This window comes from Halobacteriovorax sp., assembly GCF_041587335.1.
GTDB lineage: Bacteria > Bdellovibrionota > Bacteriovoracia > Bacteriovoracales > Bacteriovoracaceae > Halobacteriovorax.
Genome location: NZ_JBFGYP010000131.1, coordinates 1 through 7,733, shown reverse-complemented (window position 1 = coordinate 7,733; position 7,733 = coordinate 1). Strand labels below are relative to the sequence as shown.

Annotated in this window: 10 protein-coding genes; 5 read left to right on the top strand and 5 right to left on the bottom strand. The window is 35.1% G+C overall.

All coding sequences use genetic code 11. From position 1 onward, the window contains the following. Together ABX784_RS14135 and ABX784_RS14130 are read right to left on the bottom strand one after the other, a co-directional pair. Window positions 1–614 (bottom strand): hypothetical protein (locus ABX784_RS14135; RefSeq protein WP_372655705.1); only part of this gene is annotated, 614 nt, incomplete at its 3' end. Between the two features lie 152 nt (window positions 615–766). Beyond that, window positions 767–1,027, bottom strand: a complete 261-nt coding sequence (locus ABX784_RS14130; protein WP_372655704.1) for a hypothetical protein — start codon at window positions 1,025–1,027, stop codon at window positions 767–769. A 175-nt stretch (window positions 1,028–1,202) separates the two neighbouring features. On the opposite strand from ABX784_RS14130, the gene ABX784_RS14125 reads away from it, so the two are divergent. Beyond that, on the top strand, window positions 1,203–1,706 hold the full coding sequence (locus tag ABX784_RS14125) for a M48 family metallopeptidase (RefSeq protein ID WP_372655703.1): 504 nt from the start codon (window positions 1,203–1,205) through the stop codon (window positions 1,704–1,706). On the opposite strand, the gene ABX784_RS14120 is transcribed toward ABX784_RS14125, so the two are convergent. Next, entirely contained in the window at window positions 1,703–2,776 is a 1,074-nt protein-coding gene (locus ABX784_RS14120; RefSeq protein ID WP_372655702.1) for a porin, read from the bottom strand. The genes ABX784_RS14125 and ABX784_RS14120 overlap by 4 nt on opposite strands. Window positions 2,777–2,969: 193 nt before the next feature. Between ABX784_RS14120 and ABX784_RS14115 the strand changes: the two genes are divergently transcribed. From ABX784_RS14115 to ABX784_RS14100, 4 genes are read left to right on the top strand one after another with little or no spacing between them, the layout of a single operon-like run. Continuing rightward, complete coding sequence (locus ABX784_RS14115) at window positions 2,970–3,290, top strand: hypothetical protein (RefSeq protein WP_372655701.1); 321 nt, start codon at window positions 2,970–2,972, stop codon at window positions 3,288–3,290. A gap of 41 nt (window positions 3,291–3,331) precedes the next feature. After that, window positions 3,332–4,108, top strand: coding sequence for a HupE/UreJ family protein (locus tag ABX784_RS14110; RefSeq protein WP_372655700.1), 777 nt, complete (start codon window positions 3,332–3,334; stop codon window positions 4,106–4,108). Between the two features lie 8 nt (window positions 4,109–4,116). After that, on the top strand, window positions 4,117–4,470 hold the full coding sequence (locus ABX784_RS14105; RefSeq protein WP_372655699.1) for a DUF6488 family protein: 354 nt from the start codon (window positions 4,117–4,119) through the stop codon (window positions 4,468–4,470). Window position 4,471: 1 nt separating this feature from the next. After that, window positions 4,472–4,810, top strand: coding sequence for a hypothetical protein (locus ABX784_RS14100; RefSeq protein WP_372655698.1), 339 nt, complete (start codon window positions 4,472–4,474; stop codon window positions 4,808–4,810). 105 nt (window positions 4,811–4,915) lie between these two features. On the opposite strand, the gene ABX784_RS14095 is transcribed toward ABX784_RS14100, so the two are convergent. Together ABX784_RS14095 and ABX784_RS14090 are read right to left on the bottom strand one after the other, a co-directional pair. Continuing rightward, on the bottom strand, window positions 4,916–6,814 hold the full coding sequence (locus ABX784_RS14095) for a TRAP transporter permease (protein ID WP_372655697.1): 1,899 nt from the start codon (window positions 6,812–6,814) through the stop codon (window positions 4,916–4,918). Window positions 6,815–6,820: 6 nt separating this feature from the next. Beyond that, a complete protein-coding gene (locus ABX784_RS14090; RefSeq protein WP_372655706.1) occupies window positions 6,821–7,726 on the bottom strand; it encodes a TAXI family TRAP transporter solute-binding subunit in 906 nt (301 codons plus the stop codon). Between the last annotated feature and the right edge of the window lie 7 nt (window positions 7,727–7,733).

Here is a 7,733-nt window from a genome sequence, read left to right as displayed (position 1 = left end):
TTTACTATAGCTGTCTTTTCTTGAGAATGTAGTAGGAGTCCATTTGCTGAGCTTGAAAAATCATTACCTAGTACTCCATTTACTCTTATGATCTTTGCACTTACGTTTAATGCATATGATTTGGAATATGAGAAATCTGTATTTACAAATCGTGGAGTATATTCACACTTTGGAGAGTTTACTCTTACACCATATTCGTTTGAGCTTAAATTACTGTTACTAACTCTAAGTCGGTCACAATCGTAATCATCTGCAGTGTAATAATCAACACCAATGAACATGTCTACGGCCGTTGTCTTATTAACAACAAGCTTTCTTACATTGTAGCCCATAACTCCAATTGCACTTGGAGCACCTTCAATAGTTAAGTTTCTTATTTTTATTAATCCACCTTCAGCGTAGATTCCCACAGATGTATTTGGAGTTGAAATTGTATGCCCTTTCGCATTTAGAACGGCATCTCCCTTAATTTCTAAAGCAGCAAAACCATTATAATTAGAGCAATCTAAATCAGAGGTCATAACTGTATCTACTTCAATACTATCCCCACACTCAAGTGCATTAACAGAGTAGCTTCCAAAAAATATTGCTGATAAAAGTATTAATCTTTTCATTTGATCCCCTTGATTTGTTTTTTTATATATAAGCAAAGGAGAGGCCAAAATGGGAGATCTAAGTTGTTGATAGTACGATTGCTCTGGTGTGTATTAAATTCACAGTGACCAAACTAATGACATAAAAATAGAATATATTTATAAGATTTAAACTACTTTGATAGCAAGATATCCACATATGTTGTCCCACTATTAATGGAAGACTTTGGTTTTGCATTTTGATTCTTTATAAGGACTTTCTTTTCAGTGAATAGCTTTTTAAACTGACCTTTTGATATTTCTTTAAGTTCAAGGTTTTCATCCTGTGCTCTTATAGCTTCAAATAGTACTGCGTCTAGTTTTTGTCCTGACTCTTCTAATTCAAGTGTTATACGAAATGAATTCTCTGGTTTCTCTGGCTGCTGTATTGTCATCTTTCATTACCTTATGATCTTATATTAAACTTCAAAAGCTAATCTATCATTAGAATAAGGAAAGGTCTGTAAGTACTTTAAACTTTACTGACATAGAGGGAGATTGCTGCTAAGAATAGAATCATATTTGCACGCAGACTTATCTATTTGATTAAGTAAAGCATTGGATTTAGGTATGAATATACTAAAGTACTTCAAGGGTTACCCTGAAGAAGTTTTAAATCAAATTGAAGGGTTGGTACAGTCTGATAAGTTAAAAACATACTTAATTACAAAGTATCCTGCGCCTCACAATATCTCATCTGACAAACTCCTCTTTCAATATACAAATGGTCTCAAGCAGCAATATCTAAAGAAAGCACCTCAACTTAGTAAGGTGATTTATGAAAAGCAAAAGGATATTGTGCAAAGTGCCCTCGGTAACCATACTTTTATAAGTCGAAATCACGGTGGAAAGTTAAAGAGTAAACATGAGATTAGAGTCTCTAGTACTCTTAAGAAAGCTCCAATGGAAATGTTAGAAATGCTTATAGTTCATGAGCTTGCTCACTTTAAGGAAAAAGAACACAATAAGGCGTTTTATAACTTATGTACCTACATGCAAGAAGATTATCATCAAGTAGAGTTTGATTTAAGACTATACTTGTTATTAATAGATCTTGGTAAGGATCTCTACTAGAATGAGAGTGATGCACCTAACTTAAGCTTATGTTCCTTATTGTCGCTTCCATCATTGTTTCTACTATCACCATGAATATACTCAACAGCTAAATTTAGACTTTTTATATCTATTGAATATGAAGCATAGTAGTAGAGAAGTTTATAATCGCCAGATTCAGATCTTGTCTGGTGATTTACACCTAACATAACTCTAGAGTTTTCTTTAAGTCTATATCCCAATATTGCTTCAATTCCGTCTGAGTGTACAAATCGATTATCATTTGTAAGCTCTAAGTCTTTTGCCCTAGTGTAGACACCATTTAAGAAAATCTTCTTGAAGTTATACTTAAATCCATATGAAATACTAAGTTGAGACTCACTATGCCCATTATTATCAAATATAAGATTTAAAGCAGAGATACCCACTGTATATTTATTTTTAACATATTGAATTGATGCTGCCTGGGCCTGCTTGTAAACAAGAGATGACTCAGCTGTACCATCATTATCAAAGTCGTAGCTTATCATTTCTTTACCGGTAAGCTTTGTCTGAAGACCAAACCTTAAGTTCTTATACTTGTACCTTAGTTGAATAACTTCTGAAGCTCTGTATGTACCATCAACTTCTCCAGTGGCCGTATAAGCAGATGAGGCCCTTGCTCCATCAGTGAAAAATAAATCAGTGTACTCTGCAATATCGTAGAAGATAGACCACATTTTTCCAGCTGATATTGTTAAGTTACTATTATAGAAAGAAAGATATCCTAAGCGATTTCCAAAAGGTCCACTATTTGAAACAACATCATACTGTTTTCCTTCAAAGTTTGAAGATCCAAACCCACTATTATTTCTATTTGTATTGATTGACCATTCGCCTCTTAATGAAGCCGACCAGCCTTCCATAACTTCTGCTTGGTCATAAGTGATACCAATTCTTGAAGAGTTATCTCCGAGCGCTTGCGATCCTTCATCAAAATTTAAAGCAGAAACAAGGGCAATCTTTCCGTAGATGCCAAGGTTGTCATTTTTAAGAGCATAGCTATTCATACTCAGAAGTAGTAATAAGAAAGAAGTTGATATCCTTTTCATAATCTATCCATTTTAAAAATTTAATATATTTAGTAAAAGTTTATTGTTTATTGAACAAAAAGACTATTACTTTTAGAAAATATAGGACCTTTTGTTTCTTTATCTATTAGCTAAAGTCTTATATCGTTATATTATGATCACTTATTCAAAACTTTTATTTATTTTCATAATACAGAGCGCTCTAGCTCTAAGTGTGAGTAGTATTAATGTAAGTAAGATTGATGTAAGTGGCCACTTTGAGCAGTACGCGTCAGTTAATAATTCCTATCATGATAATATTGACGATAATATTTCCCCGCACAAGCATACACATAAACATTCTGAAGACGGAAAAGAGCATGAGCATACACACGAGCATTTTAAAGTCTCTCATGTTGAAATCTTAAAGTTTCAAAATAAATATAGCCCTGATATTTGTCTTAACTATTCATATCGTAGAAAGCACGTATTCTTTTATACATCCCATATTTCAACAGAGCACTCTCTTGAAATTTTTAGACCTCCTATTGTTTAGCTTTAATATTCGGTTAAGTTAAAATAAATATAGGAGAAAATATGTTAAATATAATAGGCATATCTTCACTTCTACTTACGGCAAATTCATTTGCTCACGGTATTAGTGAGAGCTCAAAGCAAGCTATGATTGAAGGTGGCTATCTTCAATATGTTTGGCTTGGAGCAGAACACATGATTACTGGTTATGACCATCTACTCTTTTTACTTGGGGTCATTTTCTTTTTAACAAGTGTTACAGACATAGTTAAATTTATAAGTGCCTTTACTGTCGGTCATAGTATAACACTTATTTTTGCAACATTCTTAGGCGTATCAGCTAATTACTGGGTTATTGATGCCGTAATAGCATTGAGCGTATGTTATAAAGGGCTAGATAATAATGGCTTTTTAAAAAGATACTTAAACCTTAAGAAGTCACCAAATCTTTTATTGATGGTTTTCATATTTGGTTTGATTCACGGCTTCGGACTCTCAACTCGCTTGCAACAATTACCCTTGGGTGAGAAAGGAACTAGTATGCTACTGCGTATAATTTCTTTCAATGTTGGAGTTGAGCTGGGACAAGTATTTGCTTTAGTTATTATGCTCTTTATTTTAAATCAAGTCAGAAAGTTAAAAGTATTTAGTATGGCTTCTAAGATTGTAAATGATGGATTAGTCATTGCTGGTGTATTGCTTTTTTTGATGCAGATGCATGGTTATTTTCATCAATCCAATCCAGATGAGTTTGGTTTTTCAGAAGATCGTCACATTCATCATCACTTAGATCTTGAGAAAGTTAAGCAAAATAATTTTAACAAACATGATAATATTTAGGAGAATTTATGAAATTAATAACTTTTATTATGGCAATTGCAGTTTCGACTTATACTTTTGCAGGAGAGGGACATGGACACTCTCATTCTAATGGGCATTCTCACTCACATGAGAAAAAGCAAATAACAAAAGATAACGCCGTAGACATTGCAAAACAAAATATTAGAAGACTAATTAAAGCTAAAAAAATTCACACGAGTTGGAAAGGTTCTAAGTTAGACTCTTCAGTAAAAAAGAAATTTAATGATAAGACAGAATGGCTACTTACTTTTTCAAATAAAGAAGGAGAGAAGGGAAAAAAACTATTCATCTTTTTAACTCTTAGTGGTGAGTTTGTCGCCGCTAACTTTACAGGTAAGTAGTATGTGGTTAGCAATAGGTAAAACTGTAGTCGCAGCAGTACTAATTAGTTTCGTTTCATGGCTATCTGGAAAGAAGACTGGTCTTGCTGGGTTTATTACAGCTCTTCCTCTAACAACGCTTCTGGCATTAGCTTTTTCGCACCTTCAGTGGGGAGATAGTGAACAGTCCGTTGAGTATGCCAAGAGCGTATTTGTCGCAATTCCTGTATCGTTACTTTTCTTTGTACCATTTCTGTTTGCGCAAAAGTTTAGTCTCAACTTTTGGAGCTGCTATTCAATAGGTATTTTTCTTTTAGGTGTAGGGTACTTTATACATTCTTATATAGTTAAGGCCGTATAGTAGTTTCAAAGACCATCCTTAGTTAAGGGTGGTCTACTTCTTGTTACAAAATTAAAAAAATGTGTAAATAAGAATTAATGGTCAGTGTTTTACTGACCATTATAGTTAAGCTTTTACTATGTTAATTTTTTTTCCCTTAATATAGTTGAGCATAACTGTTGAGATGATTAGAACGACGCCTACTGCTCTTAGAGACTCTGTTGTAAAGACCACTGATACTCCACAAATAGCAAGGATAACTCTTTCGGGAGCTTTCAGTTTATTTATGATTATTCCTTCAATGGACCCAGCAAATGCTATGATAATTGCTATTGTTGAAATAATTGCAAAAATAAATTCAACCATTCCTTCACCTTCAACAAGTACTAGATTTGAAAACGCCATCATTAATGGAATTAAGAAGAATCCCTGGGCAAGTTTAAAAGCTTGTATCGCCGATTTCATTGGTGAGGCATTGGCCACGCCTGCGCCTGCAAAAGCCGCAAGGGCAATCGGAGGAGTTACGTTAGAAGTCTGGGATAGCCAGAACACAATCATGTGCGCAGTTAGAATAGATAGTCCAAGATCAGTAAGAGCTGGAACCGCCATAATTGAAAGAACAATATATGCTGCTGTTACAGGTAGTCCCATTCCTAGAATAATCGCTGCTACCATAATTAGGGCGAGAACCGACCAAAGGTATCCTCCAGAAAGTGCTAGAAGGAATTGTGTAAATTGAAGACCAATCCCTGTCTGACCAACAACTCCGACAACTATACCAGCAGTTGCACAAGCACATGAGATTGAAAGAGTCATATTAGCTCCTTCTTTCAGAGCTTCAAAAAACACTTTTAATCCAAACCTTGTTTCTTTTCGTATCAAAGCAGCACAAACTATTGCCGCGCAACCTGCAATACCAACTAAGACTGGAGAGTAGTTTAACAATAGGAGAGATGTTAGTAGTAAAAGTGGTAATAAAAAATGCCAACCTCTTTTAAGTACAACACTGATTTTCTCAGTCGTATCCATTCCACTAAGACCAAGTTTTGTGGCCATTAAATGTACATAGAGTAGCGTACAAGCAAAATAGAGGATTGCAGGAGCTATTGATACAAGAAGAATGTTGCTATATGGAATACCTGTGAATTGTGCCATTACGAAAGCACCTGCACCCATTACTGGAGGCATGATCTGTCCACCGGTTGAAGCAGCAGCTTCAATTCCCGCTGCTTGCTCTGGCTTATATCCAAGCTTTTTCATCATAGGAATTGTAAAAGCTCCTGTCGTTACAGTATTTGCAATAGCTGAACCTGATATTGAGCCTAGAGCCGCAGATGCAAGAACACTTGCCTTGGCCGGTCCTCCTTTATACTTTCCTGCTGCTGCAAAAGAAGCATCGATAAAAAACTTTCCAGCTCCACTTACATTAAGGAATGCACCAAATAAGATAAACATAAATACTACACCAGCTGCAATCGCTAGAGGTGCTCCAAATACTCCATTTGTAGAATAGATATGAAATCTTATAACTTCTTCTAAACTAAAGCCCTTGCTTGCAAATGAAGAGGGGAGAGCATCACCGTATAAAGCGTAAGCTAGAAAGATTGCAGAAATGGCAACCATTATAAAACCAACAGTTCTTCTTGTTGCTTCTAGTAGAAGGACCATTAATATTACGCCTGCAATTAAGTCATTTTTAGAGAGTCCATCTATTAGAAATGAAATGTCATCATAGTTAAAACTAGTAATCTTCATGCTTGAGTAAATTGTGATTGCACAAAAGAATAAATCAACAAACCTGCCCGGAAGGTAAAGTTTAGGATGAGTATCTTTATTAAACATTGGTCTTACTAAGAAAACTAATACAAGTACCCAAGATACATGTATAGGTCTGAACACTGGGGCCGAAAGCCCTGCCGTAATACCATACCAAACCTGGAATATAGAAAGGCAAATAGCTGCTACCGTGAAAACCGATAGCAGAAAATTATGTGTAATAAAATTTAGAGATTTATCTTTAGTCATTTATTTCTACTTTGTTTTTAGTTTTTCATTTCTGTATCTAAGAGCTCCTGGGTGTAGTTCTGCACCTTTTAGCTTTGTCATATTCTCAAGAGTTGTAAATTTCGTATCATTTATAGCGTTACGAATTTGTTTCATATTTTCAAAAGCTACTTTAGTCATTTCATAAGCTAACTTCTCATCTAGAGTTTTATTTACTACAAGTACGTTCCATACAGCTGGTGCAGTAAATGCTGGAACTTTATTGTAATTCTCTGCTGGAACGTCTAATCCTTCATAAGAAGGGTTATCTGCTATTACTTTTGCTATTTCTTCTTTTGAGAAGCTTAGGATACGAATATTATGAGTTAGAGCAACTTCTGTAATTGCACCAGTTGAAAGACTTCCAACAATCACACCAGCATCAATTTGATTGTTAGATAGCGCTCTAGTGGTTGCGGTATAATTTAGAGATTGTGCTTGAATATCACTCTCTTTTATTCCAAGTGTGTTAAGAATATTAACTGCACTTACTCTTGTACCTGATCCAGGGGCTCCAAGTGAAACCTTTTTACCTTTTAAGTCTGAAAGCTTTGTAATTTTAGAATCGGCTGGCACAATAAATTGAACAACATTTGGGTATAGAGCAAAAAGAACTGATATAGGCATCTTTCTAGGAAATGGCTTCTTTCCTGCATTTGCTTGAAGAACAACGTTACCCATTGCAATACCTGCAAGTTGCTTGTTCGTTGAGACTTTGATTGTATTTTCTACAGAGGCTGCAGTTACTTCGGCCCTCATGTTAAAGTTTGGGATCTTCTCTCCCCACACTTTTGCCAACATTCCACCTAGTGGATAATATGTTCCACTCTGACTACCAGTACCAATTGTATAATTTGTATTAGCTAAAGTTAGTTGAGACAGTAGTGTACACATTAAGAAT